This window comes from Zhongshania aliphaticivorans, from assembly GCF_001586255.1.
Taxonomy (GTDB): domain Bacteria; phylum Pseudomonadota; class Gammaproteobacteria; order Pseudomonadales; family Spongiibacteraceae; genus Spongiibacter; species Spongiibacter aliphaticivorans.
Genome location: NZ_CP014544.1, coordinates 693,308 through 715,146, shown reverse-complemented (window position 1 = coordinate 715,146; position 21,839 = coordinate 693,308). Strand labels below are relative to the sequence as shown.

The 21,839-nt window shown below is 48.9% G+C and carries 19 protein-coding genes and 4 pseudogenes; 13 read left to right on the top strand and 10 right to left on the bottom strand.

Translation table 11 applies throughout. The features are described from left to right. Positions 1-109: 109 nt before the first annotated feature. The 3 genes and pseudogenes from AZF00_RS03125 to AZF00_RS03115 form a co-directional block, all read left to right on the top strand. Positions 110-1,237, top strand: a complete 1,128-nt coding sequence (locus tag AZF00_RS03125; protein ID WP_062383175.1) for a dsDNA nuclease domain-containing protein — start codon at positions 110-112, stop codon at positions 1,235-1,237. Beyond that, positions 1,234-2,931: an AAA family ATPase gene (locus AZF00_RS03120; protein ID WP_062383172.1), complete on the top strand. Its 1,698-nt coding sequence runs from the start codon at positions 1,234-1,236 to the stop codon at positions 2,929-2,931. The genes AZF00_RS03125 and AZF00_RS03120 overlap by 4 nt, the downstream gene beginning before the upstream one ends. Positions 2,932-3,160: 229 nt before the next feature. After that, positions 3,161-3,358, top strand: a pseudogene (locus AZF00_RS03115) (transposase); the annotation flags it as partial. A 39-nt stretch (positions 3,359-3,397) separates the two neighbouring features. Here the strand turns inward: AZF00_RS03115 and AZF00_RS19065 are convergent. After that, a pseudogene (locus AZF00_RS19065) lies at positions 3,398-3,598 on the bottom strand (integrase core domain-containing protein); the annotation flags it as partial. Between the two features lie 71 nt (positions 3,599-3,669). Here AZF00_RS19065 and AZF00_RS03105 point away from each other — a divergent pair. Beyond that, positions 3,670-4,754 (top strand): IS3 family transposase gene (locus AZF00_RS03105; RefSeq protein ID WP_156474842.1). Its coding sequence is split into 2 segments (ribosomal slippage): positions 3,670-3,931 and positions 3,931-4,754, totalling 1,086 coding nucleotides; the frame shifts between segments, so codons are not numbered across the junction. A 40-nt stretch (positions 4,755-4,794) separates the two neighbouring features. Here the strand turns inward: AZF00_RS03105 and AZF00_RS03100 are convergent. Next, positions 4,795-5,681, bottom strand: a pseudogene (locus AZF00_RS03100) (IS3 family transposase); the annotation flags it as partial. A gap of 72 nt (positions 5,682-5,753) precedes the next feature. On the opposite strand from AZF00_RS03100, the pseudogene AZF00_RS03090 reads away from it, so the two are divergent. The 3 genes and pseudogenes from AZF00_RS03090 to AZF00_RS03085 form a co-directional block, all read left to right on the top strand. Further along, a pseudogene (locus AZF00_RS03090) lies at positions 5,754-6,634 on the top strand (IS3 family transposase); the annotation flags it as partial. A 239-nt stretch (positions 6,635-6,873) separates the two neighbouring features. After that, positions 6,874-7,008: a hypothetical protein gene (locus tag AZF00_RS19690; RefSeq protein WP_257722009.1), complete on the top strand. Its 135-nt coding sequence runs from the start codon at positions 6,874-6,876 to the stop codon at positions 7,006-7,008. A gap of 61 nt (positions 7,009-7,069) precedes the next feature. Next, on the top strand, positions 7,070-7,582 hold the full coding sequence (locus AZF00_RS03085; RefSeq protein WP_062383158.1) for an antirestriction protein ArdA: 513 nt from the start codon (positions 7,070-7,072) through the stop codon (positions 7,580-7,582). Between the two features lie 163 nt (positions 7,583-7,745). Here AZF00_RS03085 and AZF00_RS03080 read toward each other — a convergent pair whose 3' ends face one another. The 3 genes from AZF00_RS03080 to AZF00_RS03070 are packed head-to-tail and all read right to left on the bottom strand — an operon-like array spanning position 7,746 to position 9,953. Further along, positions 7,746-8,381, bottom strand: coding sequence for a hypothetical protein (locus tag AZF00_RS03080; protein WP_062383154.1), 636 nt, complete (start codon positions 8,379-8,381; stop codon positions 7,746-7,748). Further along, positions 8,378-9,256 (bottom strand): J domain-containing protein, encoded by an 879-nt coding sequence (locus AZF00_RS03075; RefSeq protein ID WP_156474841.1) that lies wholly within the window; start codon positions 9,254-9,256, stop codon positions 8,378-8,380. The genes AZF00_RS03080 and AZF00_RS03075 overlap by 4 nt, the downstream gene beginning before the upstream one ends. Before the next feature lie 19 nt (positions 9,257-9,275). Beyond that, entirely contained in the window at positions 9,276-9,953 is a 678-nt protein-coding gene (locus tag AZF00_RS03070) for a hypothetical protein (protein ID WP_062383149.1), read from the bottom strand. 91 nt (positions 9,954-10,044) lie between these two features. On the opposite strand from AZF00_RS03070, the gene AZF00_RS03065 reads away from it, so the two are divergent. The 3 genes from AZF00_RS03065 to AZF00_RS03055 all read left to right on the top strand — a co-directional run bounded on the left by AZF00_RS03065 (position 10,045) and on the right by AZF00_RS03055 (position 12,289). Next, complete coding sequence (locus AZF00_RS03065; protein ID WP_062383146.1) at positions 10,045-10,890, top strand: hypothetical protein; 846 nt, start codon at positions 10,045-10,047, stop codon at positions 10,888-10,890. A 3-nt stretch (positions 10,891-10,893) separates the two neighbouring features. Further along, positions 10,894-11,439 carry an ankyrin repeat domain-containing protein gene (locus tag AZF00_RS03060; RefSeq protein ID WP_062383143.1) on the top strand — a complete coding sequence of 182 codons (546 nt, stop codon included), beginning with the start codon at positions 10,894-10,896 and terminating at the stop codon, positions 11,437-11,439. Positions 11,440-11,518: 79 nt separating this feature from the next. Then, complete coding sequence (locus tag AZF00_RS03055) at positions 11,519-12,289, top strand: hypothetical protein (RefSeq protein WP_062383140.1); 771 nt, start codon at positions 11,519-11,521, stop codon at positions 12,287-12,289. Positions 12,290-12,295: 6 nt separating this feature from the next. Here the strand turns inward: AZF00_RS03055 and AZF00_RS03050 are convergent, their stop codons facing one another. Together AZF00_RS03050 and AZF00_RS03045 are read right to left on the bottom strand one after the other, a co-directional pair. After that, positions 12,296-13,822 carry a type IV secretory system conjugative DNA transfer family protein gene (locus AZF00_RS03050; protein ID WP_062383138.1) on the bottom strand — a complete coding sequence of 509 codons (1,527 nt, stop codon included), beginning with the start codon at positions 13,820-13,822 and terminating at the stop codon, positions 12,296-12,298. Positions 13,823-13,962: 140 nt separating this feature from the next. Next, complete coding sequence (locus AZF00_RS03045) at positions 13,963-15,114, bottom strand: porin (protein ID WP_062383135.1); 1,152 nt, start codon at positions 15,112-15,114, stop codon at positions 13,963-13,965. A 1,010-nt stretch (positions 15,115-16,124) separates the two neighbouring features. Between AZF00_RS03045 and AZF00_RS03040 the strand changes: the two genes are divergently transcribed. From AZF00_RS03040 to AZF00_RS03030, 3 genes are read left to right on the top strand one after another with little or no spacing between them, the layout of a single operon-like run. Further along, positions 16,125-16,475, top strand: coding sequence for a hypothetical protein (locus tag AZF00_RS03040; protein ID WP_062383132.1), 351 nt, complete (start codon positions 16,125-16,127; stop codon positions 16,473-16,475). After that, entirely contained in the window at positions 16,472-18,151 is a 1,680-nt protein-coding gene (locus AZF00_RS03035; protein WP_062383130.1) for a relaxase/mobilization nuclease domain-containing protein, read from the top strand. The genes AZF00_RS03040 and AZF00_RS03035 overlap by 4 nt, the downstream gene beginning before the upstream one ends. Before the next feature lie 12 nt (positions 18,152-18,163). Then, entirely contained in the window at positions 18,164-18,517 is a 354-nt protein-coding gene (locus AZF00_RS03030) for a hypothetical protein (protein WP_062383127.1), read from the top strand. A 51-nt stretch (positions 18,518-18,568) separates the two neighbouring features. Here AZF00_RS03030 and AZF00_RS03025 read toward each other — a convergent pair whose 3' ends face one another. Genes AZF00_RS03025 through dcm form a run of 3 tightly spaced genes read right to left on the bottom strand, consistent with a single transcriptional unit; the run spans position 18,569 to position 21,705 of the window. Beyond that, complete coding sequence (locus AZF00_RS03025) at positions 18,569-19,966, bottom strand: MvaI/BcnI family restriction endonuclease (protein ID WP_062383124.1); 1,398 nt, start codon at positions 19,964-19,966, stop codon at positions 18,569-18,571. A 3-nt stretch (positions 19,967-19,969) separates the two neighbouring features. Then, entirely contained in the window at positions 19,970-20,398 is a 429-nt protein-coding gene (locus AZF00_RS03020) for a very short patch repair endonuclease (protein WP_062383120.1), read from the bottom strand. Beyond that, positions 20,398-21,705, bottom strand: a complete 1,308-nt coding sequence (gene dcm, locus AZF00_RS03015) for a DNA (cytosine-5-)-methyltransferase (protein ID WP_062383117.1) — start codon at positions 21,703-21,705, stop codon at positions 20,398-20,400. Before dcm ends, AZF00_RS03020 begins: the two co-directional genes overlap by 1 nt. Positions 21,706-21,839 lie beyond the last annotated feature (134 nt).

Genomic DNA, 21,839 nt, shown 5'->3' with positions numbered 1-21,839 from the left:
TTGTGGCAAATTTGTGGCAAATCGAAGACTGTGCATCGCACAGGAAATTTGTAATCAGGAAGGCTAATCGACCTGATTGGGGAATATAAGAAAAGCAGGACGCCTTAGTATGAGCAGCGACATCCTCAAATCCTTTGCAGAGACGCCCGTCAGAGAAACCAGCGGCTCAATGTCTTCTAACAGATTCGATTATCAGAAGAACTGGTCGCTATGCGAACTACTTGAATTGCATGCGAACCAAGATGACTACCTTATGGTTTTCGAACACCATGAAGATGTCGTTGTCTTTGATTCCCAAAGTGATCCCTCAGGGGTCATCTTTTACCAGGTAAAATCAAAGAAATCCGGAAACTGGACAGTCGGAGCTCTAACGACCTCTAAAAAGGAAAGTCCATCGATAATTGAAAAACTCTACGAAAACTATAAGCGGTTTTCGGATATCGCGGAAGTCAGTCTGATTTTTTCTTCAAACCAACCTCTATCTGCCAAGCTACGAAACGGAGATAAATCAATCGATCTAGGCCGCGTATCATTTTCCTGCTTGTCCGACAAAGAAAAGGAGAAAATAAGATCGGCAGTAGAGCCCTCCAGCCAGGAATATTGTAACCTGCACGGACTTAGCACCATTGAGACACAGAAAAGCGATCTGAGACTTTCTGATCACACATCCATTGCCAAAGGAAAGCTCGTAGAATTTTTCGAAAACCTGCATCCGGAAAGCCAGGTACATATCTCTCTGGTTTACAAAACATTTTTTGACGAAATCAGAAGAAAAACAAATCATGAAAGAGAAATCGGCAACGATTCCGAACTGCTTCGCCACAAAGCCATAGGGCGCTCTGACTTCGAGCGCATGATAGGTACGGTACTCAATCGCCGAAATGACGACGACCTGTGGAACGATGCCAGCAACGTATTGAGCACGGAGAATTTTCATTTTCAGCAAATAAGAAGAATAAGGCAGTGCTGGCAGGAATATATCGTCGCAAAAATGGATTCCACCAACGAATTCCACGCACAATTTTCATATGACGTTATCTGCGAGATATCTTCCCATGACGGAGAAGACGGCATAAAGACATTCGGGGATCTTGCTGAAAAAATAATTCCCGCTCTTTCCAAGAAATATAAGAACGAATACGATGAAGAATATGTTAGATCAGCAATTTTATACGAGGCATTGAGGAATGAGCCAATATCGAAGACTGATACGAAACTTACGGAAGAAGAAAAATGAAAAACTTGCAGTTAAAAAGCATGCTACTCGTATCGCATCGAGAAAAGAAAGCAAGGAAGATAGAGTTCGATCCGGACATAACAGTGGTCCAAGGTGAAAATGACACCGGAAAATCTTCTGTAATAAAATCCATTCCCTATGCTTTTGGGGCTAATCCGCACAAAAGACACCCCAAATGGACGAATGCCGACATCCTCATATTGATCAGATTCTCTCTCGATGGAAAAGACTACTCGATATACAGGCACCGAAATTCATTTTCCCTGTTTGATTCCGATGATCTTGAAATCGGCACTTACTCAAGCATTACCAACGAGCTTGCGCCGGAGCTGGCAAAGCTGTTCGATTTCAATCTAAAGCTCTCCGACAGAGAAGGCGTTCCTATAACTCCTCCGCCCGCCTATCTCATGCTTCCATTCTATATCGATCAGGATAAAGGATGGGTTGAAAACTGGAGTTCGTTTACAAACCTCTCGCAATTTTCACACTGGAAACAACGTGTCACCGGCTATCATTTCGGATTAAGACCCGATAAATGGTACGAACTCGAAGCTAAGAGGAAGAATCTTGAAAACGACAAAGAAGAGCCTCTCCGCCAAATAAAATCCATTCAGTCAGTGAAAGACAAGGCCTACAAAGATGTCTCTCGTGTAGACTTTAACATTGATGCCGAACAATTTCGCTGCGAAATAAATCAGCTCCTGGATCGATGTGAAATTCTTAAAGGAAATGAGAATAGCTACAGGCAAAAAATATCCGAATACAAAACCGAGAAAATCAGGCTTGAAGCACAGATCGAAATCGTAGTACGGACTCACGACGAACTCAGTGAGGACTATAAGTTTTCTACCCAACTCAATGATGAAACTATTGGTTGCCCCACCTGTGGGGCCAACTACTCAAACTCGTTCTCGGAGCGATTCGATATCGCACAAGATACAGAAACCTGTTCGGATTTACTGGCATCACTGCGGGATGATTTAAGGGATATCGAGAAAAAGATCGACGATACAGAGAGTCTATTCGCCCAGACAAAGGAGACACGCGAACAGATTAACTCGCTTCTCTCGCAAAAAAAGGGAGAGGTAAAATTAAAAGACTTGATTGATCTTGAGGGAAAGAAAGCACTCATCACGCATTTGGAAAATGAAGAAGGCGAATATCGCGCCGTTGTAACCGATTATGATGAGCGAATCCAGTCAACAACAGACGAAATGAAAAAATATGACGACCCTGAAAGAAGAAAGGCCATACTCTCACAATACGAGGAAAATCTCAGACGAAACACCAGCAAGCTTGGTGTCCACTCTCTGAGCGACAATGTTTTCACAAATATAAACGCTTCTATTGAAGAAAGTGGAAGTGATCTTCCAAGAGCAATATTGGCTTACTTTTTTACCGCGCTAAGCGCTATCGAAAAGAATGGCAATGCAACATTCTTCCCGATCATAATAGACGCACCAAACCAGCAGGAACAAGACCCCAAGAACCTTCAAAGAATACTTGAATTCGTTCGCGATAACCGGCCTCAAGGACGACAACTGATTATTGGACTGGTGGAAGATGCGAATATCGACTTCGGAGGCAAGGTTTTACTTTTTGATAAGAAATACTCAGTGCTAAACGAAGATGACTACGGCCCCGTTTCCAATGAAATCCGGCAATTTGAGGCTGCAAATCTGGCAGTCGAGTAAATGGGCCTTAATGCGGTTGTTCTGTCAAGAAAGCTCTGAAGCAGTCATAAGATCGATCCTTGTTAAGCCTGACCTGACCACTGAAATCACGCCAGACTTCCTTCCCGACTAGGTTATCTTTGGATTCGCGCGTTTTCTTGGAAATGCGCTTAGAGTGACCTTTCCCCCGATTTTAGAACCAAGACCAAGATGAGATTTCCGGTTAACCTAACGGGATGGAGATCTCAGTATGAAGAAGCGATACAGCGACGAACAAATCATCAAGGCCATCAAAGAGCATGAGGCTGGAGCCAAGGTAGATGACATCTGTCGTAACCTAGGTATCTCGACGGGCACTTTCTATAACTGGCGCAGCAAGTTTGCCGGAATGGAAGTCAACGAAGCCAAACGGTTACGAGAGTTGGAGAGCGAGAACAACAAGCTCAAGTGTAATCCCCCCATTTGCCGATACAGCTATTCGTAGAATTTAGGCTGCTTGCAGCAGTTGTCTTGGGGGTACTCCTCCTATGGCCATGTTTGGCCGCTCATTGTTGTACAGCCAGAGCCATTCCGTAGCAAGATTTTGTGCCTGTTCTACCGAGTCAAACAGATGTAAATCTAGCCACTCGTGGCGTACCGTTCGATTGAATCGTTCAATATAGGCATTCTGCGTCGGCTTACCTGGCTGTGTAATCCCCCCGGAAATCCGGAACAGTTATTAGTAGAAAATTCCACTAAACTGAAGGAAGGGAGTTTTCTATGCGAACATCAAGATACAGCGACAGCCAGATACTGGCGATTTTGAAACAGAATGAGAACGGTGTTTCCGTTCCAGATCTTTGCCGGGAGCACGGCATGAGCTCAGCCCAGTTCTATAAATGGCGTGCCAAGTTCGGCGGCATGGATGCGTCCATGATGAAACGCCTGAAAGAGCTGGAGGAAGAAAACAAGCGCCTCAAGAAGATGTATGCTGAGGAGCGGCTCAAGGCTGAGATCCGGCAGGAAGCGCTTGAGGGAAAGCTGTAACGCCATCTCGACGTCGTGAGATGGCGGTCGCGGCAAGACAGCGTTACGGCATTAGCGTGCGGATGGCTTGCCATTTCCTGGATATTAGCGTCTCCAGCTATTACTACCAGCCGAAGCTGTCGACAGAAAACCAGTTGATAGCGGATTGGTTGCTTAGGTTGACGACAACAAATAAGCGCTGGGGCTTTGGCTTGTGCTACCTGTATTTGCGCAATGTGAAAGGCTATAGCTGGAATCACAAGCGTGTGTACAGGATTTACCGAGAGCTTGAGCTGAATTTGCGGATCAAGCCCAAACGACGCATCAAACGCGATAAGCCTGATGCGCTGTCGGTGCCAACGGCGCCGAACCAGGTTTGGTCGATAGATTTTATGAGCGACTCTCTGGCGGATGGTCGGCAGTTACGTACGTTTAACGTGCTCGATGACTATAATCGCGAAGGCTTAGGAATTGAGGTCGATTTGTCCTTGCCCAGCCTTCGAGTGATTCGGAGTCTTGAGCAGATAGCGGAATGGCGAGGTTTGCCAAACGCTATTCGCCTGGACAACGGCCCCGAATATATCGCTCAGGCGCTGATTGATTGGGCCAATAGTCGAAAAATTACGCTGATGTATATCCAGCCAGGTAAGCCGACGCAGAATGCCTATATTGAACGATTCAATCGAACGGTACGCCACGAGTGGCTAGATTTACATCTGTTTGACTCGGTAGAACAGGCACAAAATCTTGCTACGGAATGGCTCTGGCTGTACAACAATGAGCGGCCAAACATGGCCATAGGAGGAGTACCCCCAAGACAACTGCTGCAAGCAGCCTAAATTCTACGAATAGCTGTATCGGCAAATGGGGGGATTACAGCTGGATATACATCAGCGTAATTTTTCGACTATTGGCCCAATCAATCAGCGCCTGAGCGATATATTCGGGGCCGTTGTCCAGGCGAATAGCGTTTGGCAAACCTCGCCATTCCGCTATCTGCTCAAGACTCCGAATCACTCGAAGGCTGGGCAAGGACAAATCGACCTCAATTCCTAAGCCTTCGCGATTATAGTCATCGAGCACGTTAAACGTACGTAACTGCCGACCATCCGCCAGAGAGTCGCTCATAAAATCTATCGACCAAACCTGGTTCGGCGCCGTTGGCACCGACAGCGCATCAGGCTTATCGCGTTTGATGCGTCGTTTGGGCTTGATCCGCAAATTCAGCTCAAGCTCTCGGTAAATCCTGTACACACGCTTGTGATTCCAGCTATAGCCTTTCACATTGCGCAAATACAGGTAGCACAAGCCAAAGCCCCAGCGCTTATTTGTTGTCGTCAACCTAAGCAACCAATCCGCTATCAACTGGTTTTCTGTCGACAGCTTCGGCTGGTAGTAATAGCTGGAGACGCTAATATCCAGGAAATGGCAAGCCATCCGCACGCTAATGCCGTAACGCTGTCTTGCCGCGACCGCCATCTCACGACGTCGAGATGGCGTTACAGCTTTCCCTCAAGCGCTTCCTGCCGGATCTCAGCCTTGAGCCGCTCCTCAGCATACATCTTCTTGAGGCGCTTGTTTTCTTCCTCCAGCTCTTTCAGGCGTTTCATCATGGACGCATCCATGCCGCCGAACTTGGCACGCCATTTATAGAACTGGGCTGAGCTCATGCCGTGCTCCCGGCAAAGATCTGGAACGGAAACACCGTTCTCATTCTGTTTCAAAATCGCCAGTATCTGGCTGTCGCTGTATCTTGATGTTCGCATAGAAAACTCCCTTCCTTCAGTTTAGTGGAATTTTCTACTAATAACTGTTCCGGATTTCCGGGGGGATTACACAAGAAACTATTAGCCGACAAGCTCCTTGAAGTCGAAGCGATGAAGGACGTTCTGTCAAAAAAGTGGTAAAGCCCGCCGGCCGCAAGCAGGTAGCCAAACACATGATCGCAGAGCATCGTATCAGTGAGCGCGCCGCCTGCCGGCTAGCGGGCATCAGCCGAACGGCCTATCGCTATCAGGCTAGGCCAAGCAACGATGAGGCACTGAGAACAAGGCTAAAGGAGTTGGCTGTTGATCAGTCTGCTTATGGGTATTTGTTGCTTCACGGGCTTCTCAAGGCTGAAGGACTGGTTGTTAACAGGAAGCGTACTTACCGGATTTACACTGAGGAAGGCCTTCAGGTTCGCACCAAGAAGCGGAAAAAGCTACAGCGCCCTCGTCAGCCCATGGAAGTCCCTTTGGGTGTCAACCAACGCTGGTCGATGGACTTTGTGTCGGATCAATTGAGCAATGGGCGGCGCTTTCGTGTGCTGAATGTTGTTGATGATTATTCGCGCGAGATGGTTGGGCAACTGGTTTCTGTGTCGATTAGTGGTCGGCAAGTCGCTCGCTTTCTTGGTCAGTTAATCGAGGCTCGCGGCAAACCGAATACGATTGTCTGCGATAACGGCACCGAATTTACCAGTAAGGCCATGTTTTTTTGGAGCCAAGAAGCTGGAGTGAAGCTTGGTTTCATACAGCCAGGAAAGCCAACGCAGAATGCTTTTGTAGAAAGCTTGAATGGAAAGTTCAGGAACGAGTGTTTAAACCGTTACTGGTTCCGGTCAATGGAGGAAGCAAGAGTCGAGATCGATGAGTGGCGTCATCACTACAATCACGTTCGACCACACAGTTCTCTGAATTATCTGCCACCTGTTGCATTCGCAAAACAGGCGGCATAACTTTTGGAAAATCTCATCGGAGTTGCGGTACTAACTTTGGGGAAAGGTCAAGAGCAATTAATCCCAGTTCCCTGGAAATGCTTTCGCTTAATCCCGAAGTCCCTTTTTTTCATCAGCAAGCATAATAGCTCCATGGAGGGGAAAGCCTTCCCCTATCTGCAATCGGGCTTTCGCCCGCTTTCCAATACCCCTTCAAACGGGGAATCCCCGTAACGCCCCGAAAAAGCAAACGAGCATGAATGGCATTGCATCCCCTCAGAATCAAGAAAAATGACGGTTTCCGTCGTGGCCGCTATTCGCTACGACAGACCCTCCGCAATTTTTCTGGATTCTTTCACCCCCGCCTAGTCGGCCTAGTCGCCAAGGGTTCATGAGCAGCGCACCAAGCGGTGCTTGATCAAAAACCCATAAAGGCGATTTAAAGGAGTAAAGACAATGAGCGATATCAATATCTATGTGGCAGACCTGGCGGCCTATAACGAGGGATATCTTCACGGGAAATGGATTGATGCCACACTTCAGCCGGAAGATATTCAGGAAGAAATCAACAAAATACTGGCAAGCTCTCCGGTAGAGGATTCCGAGGAATACGCTATCCATGATTATGAAGGTTTTGAAGGAGCCAGCCTTTCAGAGTATGAAGGGATAGAGTCAGCCCATGAAAAAGCTTGTTTCATCGAAGAACACGGCAAGCTGGGCGCGGAAATCCTGAATTATTACGGCGATGACCTGGGCGATGCCGAAAAGGCACTCGAAGACCATTATTGCGGCTGTTACAAATCACTGGCCGAATATGCCGAGGAACTGACCGAGCAAGGCGGCGGCATCCCCGAACATCTGGCCTATTACATCGACTATGAAAAAATGGGCCGTGATATGGAATATAGCGGCGACATCTTCACCATTGAAACCGCTTATGACGAAGTACATATATTCTGGAATCACTAACCAGTAATTGACCGGTATTCAAAACAATTAAAGGCTGCCCCTGTTAGTAGGGGGCGGCCAAAAATCAAAATTTTCCGCGAAGATGGGGCCGTCGCGGAAAATTTGACGCGCGTCGCCAGGTGAGACGCCGCGCGCTGACAATCCGGCATTGTGGCCGCCGGATTTACTTCTTGGTGATCCGATACGTAATTTCTTGGCGGATCGTTCTCTGTATCTCTATTGCCTCGGACTTGTGCTCAATGCGATAGGATGCGCCGATCGCCAAAGACCTCTGACTTTGGTTCTGGCGCTGATGTCCGCTAATATGATCAGAGGGTGACAATTCACCTCTTGAGCCACAGCGTGGCACGCATTCATGAATCCTCTTGCCGTTGATTAGCGTAAGTTTTTTTCCGCCACAATAAAGCTCACCGCAGTCATGACAGAATACAGTTCCACCGTCGTGGCCGCACCAAGGACAATAACGCCCATCATGGCAAAATTCGGTTTGATGGTAGGTTGTTAATCCCGCGCTTTTATTCGAAGAACGACCTGAAAACAAGCTGCGGGAATTATCTTCAGTGGCAAACTCCTTTGTTACCTCATCGACATAAAAACTGAGGAAACCTGGAGCGCGCTTATATACGACAGTATAGGGCTTGTCATATTTATCGCAGCGCATCGGTATCACCCTATATTCGGTGTGACCGCTTGCTTGCTGTAAAGCCTGCATTGTGCTGTCAAAGTCCAGTTCCCGATTGCCAGCTTTAGGGTCATATTTCACGATGTCAGTGTCGTTCCAAATAGTAAGCTTTTTCATGACCAGCCCTTCCTCTTCAAGATAACATCACGGGCCATATTGACCCTCTTTGCTTCGCGATCATCACCGCCAGTTTTATCGGGATGACAACGTGCGATTGCTCTTTTGTAACGTGCGTTCAGCTCAGCTTTAGTGAATGGCTCTGTAAGACCGATGACATTAAGCGCAATCTGATAGGGATCAGAGCCATTTCCTCCCGGACCACCAGAACCTCCGGGGTTGTTGTTCTCTTTTTGCCTGCGCCCGTTGTTGCCTCCCGAGCCGTTCCCGGTTCCCTCCGATCCGGGATATGGGGGATTTTCGCCACGCTGAAGCGCTTTCCAATACTTCATGAAGGCCCGAAAGGAGCGGAAGTCCTGCCGGTATTTTTCTTTGTAGGCCTTTTTCAGTGTCTCTCGCTCATAGCGGCGTCGTGTCGTCCTTTCAGAGAACCAACCATAGAGATCACCAATCAATTCAAAAATGAACCGCAAAGGCCAAGTCAGAAAATCCCAAATCGCGCGCGTGACAGTCGTTACGATGCTTATCACTCCGTTCACCAGCCACTGAGCCACCTCGATAAGCGCAGACACAAGAATTTCCAACTGGTAGAGCAACCATTTACCTATCGCGACGAAAACCTTCCACAAGCCGTAGCCGATCAGGAATAGGATGAAAAACGCCGCAGCGTTAATCGCTGCACCCACTATGACCAAGATCAAATGGCACAACAGGGTTAAAGGGTTTTCCCATGAGTCAGCAATGGCAACCCAGGCTTCTAACTTATCCAGATAGCCAATAGTCTCGGCGACCCAGAAAGGGGTGTGCCAACATACCGACACACCGATCACAAACGCGACCACATAACCCCATTCTTTGTGTTCATAATCTTCCACGGCGGCGTCCTCCTTGGTCCTACCCGACATCACCCGGACTATCGGTCCAGTCATCATCGGCGCTCATTGACAGCCCTTCGGCGAGCCCTGCCTGACGATTCAACACTTCGTTACAGGCTTGTAACCGGCACAGAAGTGCTTCCGCATCTTGCTGCCCGTAAATGGTCAGCAGGTCGTTGCGCTGCCCCAAGTAAACGAATGAGAGATGCCACGAATTCGCATAGATGGGCATCTTGGCTATCACGCGCCCTTTGCTGGCTTCTTGGCGGACAATCAGCTCATGTTTGCGTTGTTCCGCTATGGCGCTGTTATGCGGGGGCAAGGCAAAGCTATTGGGTATGGTTCGGTCGAACTTGCGGCTCCCGAACAGCCCGCCAACCTTGAGAGTGTCTTCGGTGAGCTCGAAGCGAGCCGTGCGGCTGCACATAAAACGAGCGACTACAAACCACAACTGCCAAAGGACCCAAGGAGAAACAATGGCCGCCAGAACTTCCCAACCGGGTTCGCTCACCGTGCGATCAACCAAAAACACGAGAGCGAACATCAAGGCCCAGGCCGTGACATTGGCGGCGAAGCGCGCTACCTTAAAACGCCAGGGCGTCAGATAGCGCGGAGTGACAATAAATGCGCGGCGGCCCTGATCATCGGTTACGATTTCGGTTTTTGGAGCTCCGTCAAACGGTGATATCTGCTTCATGATCCTGCCTCCTGAATACGTTAGGGACAGGTTAAAACCTTGGACTACGAAGCTTCCTCGCAGCTTCATCGTGCTCAGGATTTAATGCTCTATGGCATATACAGACTGGCAGCTTTTGCGAATGCGTAATGCGCTACGGGCCTATCATCGCTATGGCGGTTATTTTGATGGCGATGTTTACACCTGGATCGACGTCTCAGAAGCAATAGCTGAATATTGTGATGTCGAAGTGCCTCAAGAAAGTTTGCGCAAATTCGTTGAGGGCGTAAAAAAGAAGGACGGCACACGAAAATATTCGACACCGGAAGGTGAAAATAACGAGCGCATCCACGCGATTTTTAAGTTCGTCCAGGAAGAAGATTTAAACCTCCTGAATGAAGAAGAACTTAAAGAGAGGACATTCGGGCTGCAAGCAGCGAACCGGATGGTCGAATACCTTGAGCAAGACCAGCAATACACGCAGCTCGGAATTCCTGCGAACATAGCTGGCCGGTATTACAACTGGCGCGACGACGGCGACCAGGTGTGGTGCTCGGAACTGGCCATCGACCAGCCACTCGACAATCGCATTGCTGTTGTTCGGTTGCTCGAACGCAGTTATTTGAAAGGAGAAGAGCCCAGCCTGGTTGATGTTGCCATTGGCGATATGCCACTCAATTACAAATCTCAAACGAGATTAGACGGCTGGCTGGCCGTCTCGCCAGAAGAAAACATGATGTTCTTCTTAAAGGAAGTCAGTACCGGTATGAACCGGCACTATCTGCTTCTTGATAGCTCGCTGGGGTTGAACGTTGAAAGTAGCGCCCTAGAACTCAACTTGCTGTTTTTCCACGCACCAATGGAAGTGGAACATGCCCGCGCCTTAGCGAGCTTTAAAGACCCTTCACAGGAAAACCTGGAGAAGAGTCTTTACCGCTACGCCCGCGTAAAGAGGTGATATATGGCAGATTCCGGTGATAGACAAAACTTTACCGACAGGCTCCTGTCTTCCGATACCAACACGAAGCGCGTATCAGAGATCGAAAGTCAACTGGACGCTGATACCAAGGAAGCTTACAGGCTAAAACATCTCGCTGATCTTCAGCCAATGGGCATGGTATCAACTGGTGGTTACCAGGCCGGTGATGATAGTGCCCGTGGCAACGGCATGGAGATATTACTGGCCCGACGATTTTTCGCTGCGGTTGAGCGTGGCGATGCCATAACGGTATTGGCCTACATTCGCATCGGTTATGACATAAACAAAAGAAGGGAACGGCTAGGTGATACGGCTCTCCACATTGCCGCCGCTCGCGACGCAAAAGATGTTCTTAAGGTGTTAATTGAATCCCGCCGATGCGATTTCCTTATACGCGATAATCGCGGACTGCTCGCTTCAGAAATGGCCTATCTATTTGGTGATAATCCCGCCGCCGCGCGGCTACTGGGAAATAAGGAGCGTAAACAGGCAAAGGCCCAGGGCATTAAGTTGACTCGTAGACAATGAATCATCTAGTTTTTAACACGAGTATTTTTCGCAACTATTTAAGAAAATTCAATAATGACGCTCATAAAAGGACTATCTAATGGGGCAAGCTAAGCGGCTGTGGATGGATCAGCTAGAAGATGAATATCAAGAAGCAAGAGCTGAATGGATCAGGGAGCAGCTTAACGACGACGAAGCAGACGAATTCACTGAGGGCTGGGATGATTTTTCGGACGAATATGATGAGCTATATGGCAATAACGACTTTCGAGAATACGATTACGATGATGATTTAATAGTTTCCGGCAAAACTCCATTCGAGCTGTTTGAAGAAAGTATCGAGGCAACACGCGAAATACTAAATTCGCAAGTCAGTAGGCAATCTTCCACAAAACTGCTAGTCATGCTTCATGCACATATAGTCGCATCCGTCGAAGCCTACTTATCGGCAACATTTATAAAGAACTCACTTTCGACTGAGGAGCACATGCGTCGGCTTGTGGAGAGTGACCCAGAATTTGCTAAGCGCAAATTTACGATAAAGGAAATATTTACAAAAAGAGATCAACTAAAGGATGACTTAAGCCAATATCTTCGAGACCTGATTTTTCATGATCTAGCTAAGGTTAAGCCGATGTTTAATTCGGTTTTAGACATAGATTTTGGCGACATAGATTGGTTATTCAAAGCAGTAGCCACACGGCATCACTGTGTCCATCGGGCAGGATACGACAAGGACGGAAATCAGGTCCCTCTGACGAAAGATACTGTGGAGGAGCTAATTTCAAAAGGAATAGGCCTTGTTGGAGAAATAGAAGCTTCTATCACTTCGATGCCGGAAGACGGCGAGTTCTTTTGGAAAAGCAAGTGAGACCTCTTAGGGTAGAAGCTCTCTAAACAGCTCCGCGAACGGCCCATATTTATCGAAATACTCCACCCGCTGTAAAATCATCGGGTGGTAGCCTGCCCAGATCACGAGCTGACGTTTCTTGCAATCCGAGCGAGCGAAGAACCGCGTGACTTCTTCCGGGGTCATGAGATCGTGAAGCTCCAATGTTTCCGATTTTCCGGTCATTCCCTGGCGGGCCTGATCCTGGCCGACCTCACCACCCCGAATGGCGTTGATTTGAGTTTTGCCAAGCCTCTTCGAAATATATTCTGTAGTGGCAAGATCGTTGTTCCCGAAAAATTGCATGATCCCGGCATTGGCGGCAAAGCTCTCCCACCTTTCCTTATATAAGGTGGTTCCTTGCCCCCAGTCCTGCAAGATTACCCATAGCTTCACGCCAAAAGACGCAATCTGACCAGCGGCGTTTTCAAGTTGGCTCATATGGCCCAGTACCGGAAATTCATCCAGCACGACAAGGACCGGATTCTCTGGGGTGGTTTTTTCCCGCTCCATCGCATCGAGGAGCTGGTTGATAAAGATACGAAGCCAGCGGTTGCATAGCCCCATGCGGCTGGCAGGAAGGCAAAGGTAAATAGTTACGCCGCCAGCTTCCCGCTTCAGGTCGGCGAGATCAAAATCATGGCCGGAAAGTACCCGACGCATCGCCGTATATTCCAGTATCTTGGTATGGCGGCGAACGGTGGAAAGAACGCTAGCGCGCTCATTCTCGCCCTTATCAAAGAAATCGAGCGCAGCGCCCTCAATAGCGTCGGCGACATCGGTATAGCCGCAACCTTGCCCAAGCCAGTCAGCGTTTGCCAGCATCTCCGCTTTTAGCGCGAAGTCACCGTTGTCATCGTCGCCATGCCAATCCATAGCACGTCGGAGCAGGCTGCGCACGTTGATCAAATTTCGCTCACCTTCATACTGTGCTGCCGTCGCTACATGCAAAATGACGCCCTCAATAAAATTGCGGGCACTTTCATCCCAATGGGGGTCTTTGCCTGCGGCAATAACCATAGCGTCCCCAATCAGGGCCGCATCTTCAATAATGGTAGGACTCTCCAGGCTTAGCGCAGCCATCGGATTAAATTTCGCCCGATGCTCGGCTGCGAAGCCGGTTGTTTGCTCGAACGGATCAAGCACATAGACTTTTTGTCCAATGGCCGCCCGCCGGGCCGCCGTCAGGCTCGCAAGCTCGCCTTTCGGGTCAGTTGCCAAAATACTGCCGGGGTAAAAGCACATATTACCGATCACTGCGACAGATTTACCGGCGCGGCTACCAGCCACGGTCAATATATGGCGGTTGTCTTCAATTCCCACAAGCTTATTGCCTATGGCGCCCACGAGGATTTTTCCGCAAGGGGCTTCGGGGTCATAGGCCAGCACCGCGCTTTGCTGTATAGAACTACTGGTTTGCCAGCGTGCTTGCGGGGCACTCTGCTGCTTCAGCGAGCGGGTTGATACGCCACGCGGAATATCGCCTAGAAGAACATCACTGTCTTTGCTTGTCATTTCAAATATTGTCCTGCTAGTTCCGATAGCAGGGATTATCACGCGCCACGGGAATGGTGGTCCTCGCGGTGTCCTCGCGCTCGCAAAAAGAAAGGGCCACTTTGCAGCGGCCCTTTCAAAATTATTAGATCAACACTCGATTAGAAGTTGATTTGAGTACCAACAAGAAGATGTGTTGCGTCAACATCAGTCTGGCCTTCACGTTCTGCTTCGATATAGCTCACAGAACCACGGAAAGTCATGCCAGGACCATAAGTATATACTATACCACCTGTCAGACGGTTGGTCTCCACTGGAGTAGCCGCATCTACGTTGCTGTCGTTGTTCAACCAAGATGCACCGAGTTTGTAAGGGCCAGTCGTATAGTCAGCACCGACAACCCATGTTTCGTTTTCATCTTGTGTTCCGCTTTGACCATTGTTGTTTTCTGTGTAAACAACACCAAGACCGAAAGCTGACCAGTCAAGATCAACGCCTGCGTTCCACTCTTTGTAGTCATCAAAACCAGCTGCGGAATTTTCCAAGTCTACATTCGCGTAACCGGCACCAACTGTGTAACCGATTTCATCCATCTGGCCTTCGTAACGTACAGCACCTTCCCAAGCAGAACCGTAACCACCATCGTCATCTTGGTTAACACCACCGATAGTGTTTGTGTTTGACGCGAACTGTGCATCAATAGCGGCATTTGTGTCTGCAACATCAGGCGTGTAAGAAAGACCTAACTGAAAGCCATTCATGACAGGTGACAAGTAAGTTAGTTTTTCTGCATTTCTTGTAAGGTCGTTGTCATAGTCAAAACCTTCTCCGCCGCTGTGTACAGTGATGAAGTTTGCATTGTTACCGTCATTCAAGTTGGAAAGAGTAACATTAATTGGGGTGACAAATTGGCGAATGCCGTCGTAGTTGCTGTCAGCAGAAGGCGCAGCAACTTGGAGAAGGTAAGCTGCACCGTCTTCTTCACCAAAATTTATACGGCCCCATGATCCTGACAAATAAGCGTATGACTCGTCAAGTTCAAAGCTGTCAGCGCCATCAGCGTCAGCTTCGAAATTAACACCGACAGTTAAACCGTTGTCGAGTGTTGTTTCACCATTCAAGTGGATTTCTGTTTCGCGCAAAATATCAAAGCTGCGCTCTTCGTTGTTTAAACGAGAATCTTGATCGATGTAAGTGACGTAACCTTTAAGGTGGCCACCTATGTCAAGGCTAATACCATCGCCAGCAAGAGCAGGTGATGTGATTGCTGTCATACCAACGATGGCAGCAGAAGCTAGAAGTAGTTTTTTCATTTTCATCTCCATATGAAATATTTTTTGTTAAAAATCAGCAAACGATTCGCATACTGACCTTCTTGTTCTATATCGGAGATGACGTTGTTTCTATTAAATAATGAACCGTCGAGGTATTTTTATTAAGTCGTGTTGTATTTATGTCACAGCGTTGTGACTTTCATACAGCAACATTATTTCTTGCCTGATGGCGTAGATACTTATATATCTGAAAAAGTAAGTTTGTTGTAGTAGGCGAGCTTACTCTTCATCCGGAGATCAGTTCGTTTTAGTTGGCGGGCTGATCTCCTTTCTTTCTTCATTGATAATTTTCCCTGTTGAATGACTGTGATATTTGTCGGATTGGCGGCCTGTTTTGTAAGATCAAATTCTTACCCACAATTAAAGCGGGACGCGAGAGCGTTCCCGCTTCTCGTTTTTTCACATCCTGATAGAGTCAGAACCAGCCCGTTCTGGCCTGCCGGTTCCCCAAAGGAAGCGGCGACCTGAAACGATCCGTATCGACCCGGATAAACCCGAAAACCATAGAAAAACTGCGGCTTTTGGTGTTTTGTTAAGGTTATGGTAACGACCTCTTCCGTAGACTTGAAGGAGAGCAGGAGGAAGGCGTTAAGATGGAACACAAGGTGTGCGTGGTAATACCACGCCCACCTTGGAGGGGGACTTCCCATCCCCCGTTGACACCCCCTCGGAATCCCTAAGCTTGTCGATCCTTTTGGAATCGACGCACCAAGGGATTGTGTCAGCCAGACCGGTATCGAACCTCTCCGGCTGAGGTAAACGTTTCGCCGTTTCATCACGAGCAGGGGAGACTTCGCTCTCCCCTACAGCCCCATCGACCAAAGGGCAGTGTGCGCCCCTTGGAACCCTCCACAAGGCGTGTGCCGCCTTGACCTGCATTCAGGGGAATTCGCCTCCCCTGAAAACCCTGGACCAACCCTTGCGCAGGATTGGATGCCGCGAGGACGCCGCGAGGCTCGGCTTATGAAAGCCTCAGTAAGCTGGGAGGCATGGAAAAGCAAAATGACCAAAAGCGCAAAGGACCGATATCCTACCGCCCGCCTGTAGAGCTGGAAGCCGAATTTTGGTTGCGGGTCGAGCGGTCAGGGCTCTCGAAAAATGCCTTTATCACACAGGCAATTTTCGGTAAGGAACCTGCACGCGCCGCCAGAAAGCCTGTCATCGAAAAGCAGGTTATCGGTCATCTTTTGGCTCAGACGGCCCGCCTTCATGACGATTTGCACGAGATAACGCTCCTTGCCGGAGGCGATGCAAATGTCGCTTTAAAGCTGGAAGAAGCGCTCTTCGAGCTGATTGCTATCCGCAATGCCTGCTTTAAAGCCATGGGCAGGCAGTCATGATTCCCTTTGCCTCCCAGCGCGGCGGGGGCGGTGATCTGGCCACCCACCTGCAAAACGAAGCGGATAACGAACAGGTGGAAATCGCCCATATCCGGGGCGCAGTCGCTCACGACCTTCACGGCGCGTTTGCCGAGTGGGAGCTGCAAGCCCATTGTCTCACCAAATGCCAGAAATACCTCTACAGCCTTTCGATCAATCCCTGGACCAAGGTCAACGGCCAGATGAGCCGCGATCAATATATGGACTATATCGACCGGGTTGAACAAAAGCTTGGGCTAAAAAATCAGCCTCGTGCTGTTGTCTTCCATATAAAAGAAGGACGAGAGCACGCCCATGTGGTCTGGTCACGGATTGATGCCGAGCAAGGCAAAGCCGTACAGCTCAGTTTTGACCGTGAAAAGCTCATGAAGGTGACGCGGGAATTTGCCCGCGATCATGATCTGATCTTGCCGGATGGCTACGAGCCCGATCAAAAGGAAAAGAACAAACAGAATTCGCTCTACGAGCAGCACCAGCAAAACCAGACAGGCCGCACCAAAGAAGAGCGGATGACCGAAATCACGCAAGCCTGGCGCAGGGCCGATAGCGCCAAAGGTTTTGTGAATGCCCTTGCCGATATGGGCTATATCCTCGCGCAAGGTGACCGGCCCTATGTGGTGGTTGATCTTCATGGTCACACCAGTGCGCTCCCCCGCATGATCGATGACAAGTCGGTGCGGGCGCGAGATGTCGCCGCCTTCCTGAAATACGATTACCCCTCAGAACTTCTACCGACCGTGGATGAGGCCCGTGATATTGCCGCGAAGCAGCGGGCGGAATTCAAACAGCATAGCGATCTTGAGAAATGGGCCAAGAAATATGAAGACCTCAAGCAAGCCCATCGCGAGCGCCGTAAACCGCTTGAAGCCGAAGGCCCAAAGCTGGCCGAACGTATCGCAAGGGAAAAGGCGGCCCTTATCCAGAAGCAGGATGCGGAAGGAAAATTCCTTGAGCAGAAAATAGCCAGTGAAGAACAGGCTATTGCCGATAAGCGCGCCCGGTTCAATCCGCAAGGGCTGGCCGCCTTCCTTGGCCGGGTAAGCGGTGTCGAATTTGCCCGGAAGAAGCTTCACGAATATCAGGACAAGAAGCGCCATGCCGGGCAGGCGAAAGAATTTGAAGCGCTATCCAACGCCCATAAGCGGGAAACGCGGCTACAGCAAAGGGTTCATCAAGCACTAGAGCACGATATTGAGCGCCGCCTGAAAAATCTGGCAAAGGTTGAGGCGCGGGAGATTTCCGCCCTAGATGCCAAGTTCAAGCGTGAGCAAAGCCGCGATATTCAGAAACAGTTTGAAGGTAGTGAAGCACTAAATATCCGTGAGCATTTCCGCGAGGCAGCCGGGCAGGTGCGAGGTGGCCGCGAGGAAAGCACAGGGGGCGCTCGTGATAAACCTGATCTCGCAGCGCAGTTTGAAAAGGCCGCTGGCGCTAATCAAGAAAAGGCACGGACAGAAGCGGAAGGTAAGAAGGACCTTCCAAACCTGACGGCCGAGTTCGATAAGGCCTCCGGTGCTGACCAGGAGGATGGCGATACCGGTGGCGATGACGATAACGCTCCAAGCCATGACAACAATCGCAGTTCGCGGCCTCGCCGCTCAAGAAGACCGCGCCGTGGACGGGATCGGGGTAGATAGAGGAAATACCAAATGACTAAGTCAGCAATCAATCAAACCGCCGAGATCATCGTTCTTGGTGACATTCAGCATTTTCATGAACAGTGTGACGAATGCAACAAAGGTTTTATCGCTGCCGTTTCACGCAAGGTCTATGACACCGCGATGTGCTTTGAAAAACTGGAAACTGTTGTCGGTAAGCCGAGCTGGTACATGGCAGAGGCTTACGAGAACTTCTACCGCGAAATCCACGACTATGAAGAGCTCGCCTTCTGGAAGGAGGTCTGTGACTTTCTTCGAGTGATCAGCTTTTGCTGTCCAGGTGCGATCAAAATCCTGCCAGAAGAGATCGGAGAAGAAATCGATCTTGATGATCTGCCGTTTTGACGGCCTTCTTTTTTGCGCAGCTGATCCAGAAATCACGACTGACTATAGGGGCTACGAACCAAGCTGGACATATTCTAGGTTTCTGTAAAGGGAAGGGAGATGCTTGTGATTGACTCTGAACTGGCTGCGGAGTTTCAGCTTTGCCTTGTCAGTGGAAGCATTTTCCAGCTTGATACCGGGATCATAATAAACCGCCTTGTCCATCGTGGCAGACAGGAACATTTCAAAATCGGTGCCTGTTCCCAATTCAACTGTATCTCCGTAGCTGTATTCCCGGCTACCGGTTCCTGATGGCCTCATGATGCAGGGAACATAAACGGCCTGAGAATGCTTTCTTTTCCAGTGATCCATGATTTTGGAAAAACTCCAGCTTGCGGCCACTGTATTGGCCTGATCCCTTAAGGTAATTGCGCCAGTCGCATCAGTAATTCGTCCATTATTGTGGTCAAAGCCTTCAACATTCATGACGAGATTTGTAGCGCTGCAAAGGACACCGGCAATATGCCTGCCGCCAAAATTCAATCTGTCGGGAATGCCGGATTTGTCGGGATATCCGAATGCCCGGACAAACTCCGCAGCACCTTGTACTTTGTAGTACCCGCCATTGGGCTCAGGGGTCATAAGCGTTGTCGGCTTTGCTCCTTTTTGGGGAAAGCCTGTTACTCCAAACTGCTTCACTTCCCAGCCAAGATAATCGGGTTCCGATATACCATTTGGAACAATCCCGAGCAGGGATTCAAGTGTATATCCGCCGCCGTTTGGGGCTTTATATGGTATCGCGATCTCGTCTGAGCTCAGCCTTTGCCCTGCAATCCATCCCATGTTATGGATTTCGAGAAGCTTGTGAAGAAGAGCAGATCGCGTGTCTGTTACACCTGTATGGCGAATATCTATCTGACCAAACACGCTACCGATATCCAGCAAGTTCGTATGATCAAGCTCTTTTGATAATGCAGAATCCGGTGTGGCCAAATAAGCATAGACTTTCTTACTAGCAGAAACACCAAGGATCAACCATCGGCCAATACTGGTTCCTTTCCTGTATCTATCCATCCATTCACTGGCATTTACAGGGGAGCCTTTCAGAAAGCCGGAAAACCGGACTTCGGGATATTGAGGGTAATAAATCAGCTTGGCATGAGGCGCTTCATAAGTTTTGGAGTCAGCATCGATCCAGGCTAGATCGACTGGCACCTGATACTTGATTTGTCGTTTCGGGTCACTTGTTTTACCGGACGCGGTGGCTGAGGGAACAGGTTCACCGGTAGGAATAAAAGCAAGGTCAGTGAGTTGGGCGCCAAGGTATGGCTGGTTCTTGCTGTTATCGTTAGGCGCGAGCTTTTTTACATACAGGCTGGTTGCCCCAACTCCAGCAAAGAGAGCTACAAGCTGATCCAGCGAGATATGTTTGGCCGTATCGGTATCATAGGTTCCTGGAGTGCTGGTCATTTCTTATCCGTTTTGTGTTAGCCGCTCACTGATACTATCAATTTCAGCCATGATGTCATGTGGAGATTTGCCTTTTAGTGAGCACTCCCAGACTGTTATAACCTGCCAGCCGCCTTCTTCAAGAGCTTTTCTTTGCTTTTCATCCCTAACCTGGTTTCCGGATATTTTCTCTTTCCAGAATTGGGGGTTTGATTTTGGCCATTTAAATAGCTTGCAGTTGTGGCCGTGCCAGAAGCAGCCATTCACGAATATGACGGTTTTGTACTTCGGGAATACCAGGTCTGGCTTTCCAGGCAAGCCTTTATGGTGCAGCCGGTAGCGAAATCCGCGTCTGTGGAGTTCCTGTCTGACGATAAGCTCGGGTTTTGTGTTCTTTCCACGTATGCCCGACATCATCTCCGAGCGTTTTTTCGGGCTTACAACATCCGTCATCAGGCCGCTTTTTTACGTTTGGCTTTTTTGCTCTTTTCCTGCGCTTTCGCAATGTACGGCTTCATAAGTAAGGCGACTGACTCAAATACGGGTACAACAACGCTATTGCCGAATTGCTTGTATGCCTGAGTGTCCGAGACCGGGATGACGAAATTGCTTTCGCCTTTCTTGTCAAAACCCATGAGACGGGCGCATTCTCTTGGTGTCAGGCGACGCGGCCTTTTGCGCGGTCCTCGATCAACCAGGACCTCGGAGCCGTCTTTGTAATACCGGGCAGACAGGGTGCGTGTTGACCGGTCACTTGCAGTTACCTTACCAAACCCGAAGCCATTACCAGCCTTCTTGTGCTTTTCAGCATACCCTTTCAGGTAGTTCCAGAGCTTTGGAGTGAGAACGTATTTCTCGTCAACGGTGGCTTCGTTTTCCAGAATGTCGCCTACAACAGGCTCTTTTTTCGGGAAATATTTTTTGACATCTTTTAGTGTCAGACCATCTGTGACATCAAGGTCACGCCGGAAGGCAACAATAACTATGCGCTCCCTGTTTTGAGGGACGAAATTTTTGCCATTGATAATCTTGGGGTCGGATTGTAGTTGGTTGTATTCTCGGTCTATGACATCGTAACCAAGTTCGTCGAGCGTATTCATGATGACCTTGAAGGTCTTTCCCCTGTCGTGACTTTTCAGGTTTTTGACATTTTCCAGCATGATGGCAAGAGGCCGCTTCGCATCAATTATGCGTGCGACATCAAAGAATAGTGTGCCCTGAGTATCGCACTCAAAGCCATGAGCCCGTCCGAGTGAGTTTTTTTTGGATACTCCGGCTATTGAAAAGGGCTGGCAAGGAAATCCGGCAAGCAGGACATCGTGATCAGGAATGCGCTCCTGGATGAATTCATAAGCCTGATTTTTATCCATTCCTTCCGGCTGGGTGATTTCCTTTATGTCACCATGAACATCGTGGTCACAGTGGTAGTTGGCAAGATATGTCTTGACGGCATACTTGTCGTATTCACTGGTGAAGACGCATTTTCCGCCAGCTTTCTCGAAACCGTATCTTATGCCACCAATACCTGCGAACAGGTCAATGAATGTGAACTCTCTGTCCTCAGAGCAAGGCTTGGGTAGCATGCTTTCAAGCGCAATGCGCTCAGCGTAAGTTAGCCAGTCCTGATCGGGCTGTTTGTTACGTTCTTTGAGCCAGCGGTTTACTACTTCTCTGGGGTGATTGATTTCATCTGCGATGGTCTGCTGTGAGAAGATCGAGGCAACTTTGTTCAAAAGCTCAAGATCATTCATCTCAGACATATTGGAACTCCAGGTAATAGCGGGTTTAAAAAGGGACACTTATGTGATTGAATGTCACATAATCATTCCAAAATGTCAACCAGCTGTAAAAAGAACAAGCTGGCTAGCCATTACGGAATACTGTATGTATTTAC

Bases quoted from the DNA above. Each gene is read 5' to 3' on its own strand.
- AZF00_RS03120 (WP_062383172.1), top strand. From the start codon at position 1,234: ATGAAAAACTTGCAGTTAAAAAGCATGCTACTCGTATCGCATCGAGAA.
- AZF00_RS03055 (WP_062383140.1), top strand. From the start codon at position 11,519: ATGGGGCAAGCTAAGCGGCTGTGGATGGATCAGCTAGAAGATGAATAT.
- AZF00_RS03060 (WP_062383143.1), top strand. From the start codon at position 10,894: ATGGCAGATTCCGGTGATAGACAAAACTTTACCGACAGGCTCCTGTCT.
- AZF00_RS19690 (WP_257722009.1), top strand. From the start codon at position 6,874: ATGGCATTGCATCCCCTCAGAATCAAGAAAAATGACGGTTTCCGTCGT.
- AZF00_RS03040 (WP_062383132.1), top strand. From the start codon at position 16,125: ATGGAAAAGCAAAATGACCAAAAGCGCAAAGGACCGATATCCTACCGC.
- AZF00_RS03070 (WP_062383149.1), bottom strand. From the start codon at position 9,953: ATGAAGCAGATATCACCGTTTGACGGAGCTCCAAAAACCGAAATCGTA.
- AZF00_RS03030 (WP_062383127.1), top strand. From the start codon at position 18,164: ATGACTAAGTCAGCAATCAATCAAACCGCCGAGATCATCGTTCTTGGT.
- AZF00_RS03020 (WP_062383120.1), bottom strand. From the start codon at position 20,398: ATGACGGATGTTGTAAGCCCGAAAAAACGCTCGGAGATGATGTCGGGC.
- AZF00_RS03025 (WP_062383124.1), bottom strand. From the start codon at position 19,966: ATGACCAGCACTCCAGGAACCTATGATACCGATACGGCCAAACATATC.
- AZF00_RS03125 (WP_062383175.1), top strand. From the start codon at position 110: ATGAGCAGCGACATCCTCAAATCCTTTGCAGAGACGCCCGTCAGAGAA.
- AZF00_RS03035 (WP_062383130.1), top strand. From the start codon at position 16,472: ATGATTCCCTTTGCCTCCCAGCGCGGCGGGGGCGGTGATCTGGCCACC.
- AZF00_RS03065 (WP_062383146.1), top strand. From the start codon at position 10,045: ATGGCATATACAGACTGGCAGCTTTTGCGAATGCGTAATGCGCTACGG.
- AZF00_RS03080 (WP_062383154.1), bottom strand. From the start codon at position 8,381: ATGAAAAAGCTTACTATTTGGAACGACACTGACATCGTGAAATATGAC.
- AZF00_RS03050 (WP_062383138.1), bottom strand. From the start codon at position 13,822: ATGACAAGCAAAGACAGTGATGTTCTTCTAGGCGATATTCCGCGTGGC.
- AZF00_RS03085 (WP_062383158.1), top strand. From the start codon at position 7,070: ATGAGCGATATCAATATCTATGTGGCAGACCTGGCGGCCTATAACGAG.
- dcm (WP_062383117.1), bottom strand. From the start codon at position 21,705: ATGTCTGAGATGAATGATCTTGAGCTTTTGAACAAAGTTGCCTCGATC.
- AZF00_RS03045 (WP_062383135.1), bottom strand. From the start codon at position 15,114: ATGAAAAAACTACTTCTAGCTTCTGCTGCCATCGTTGGTATGACAGCA.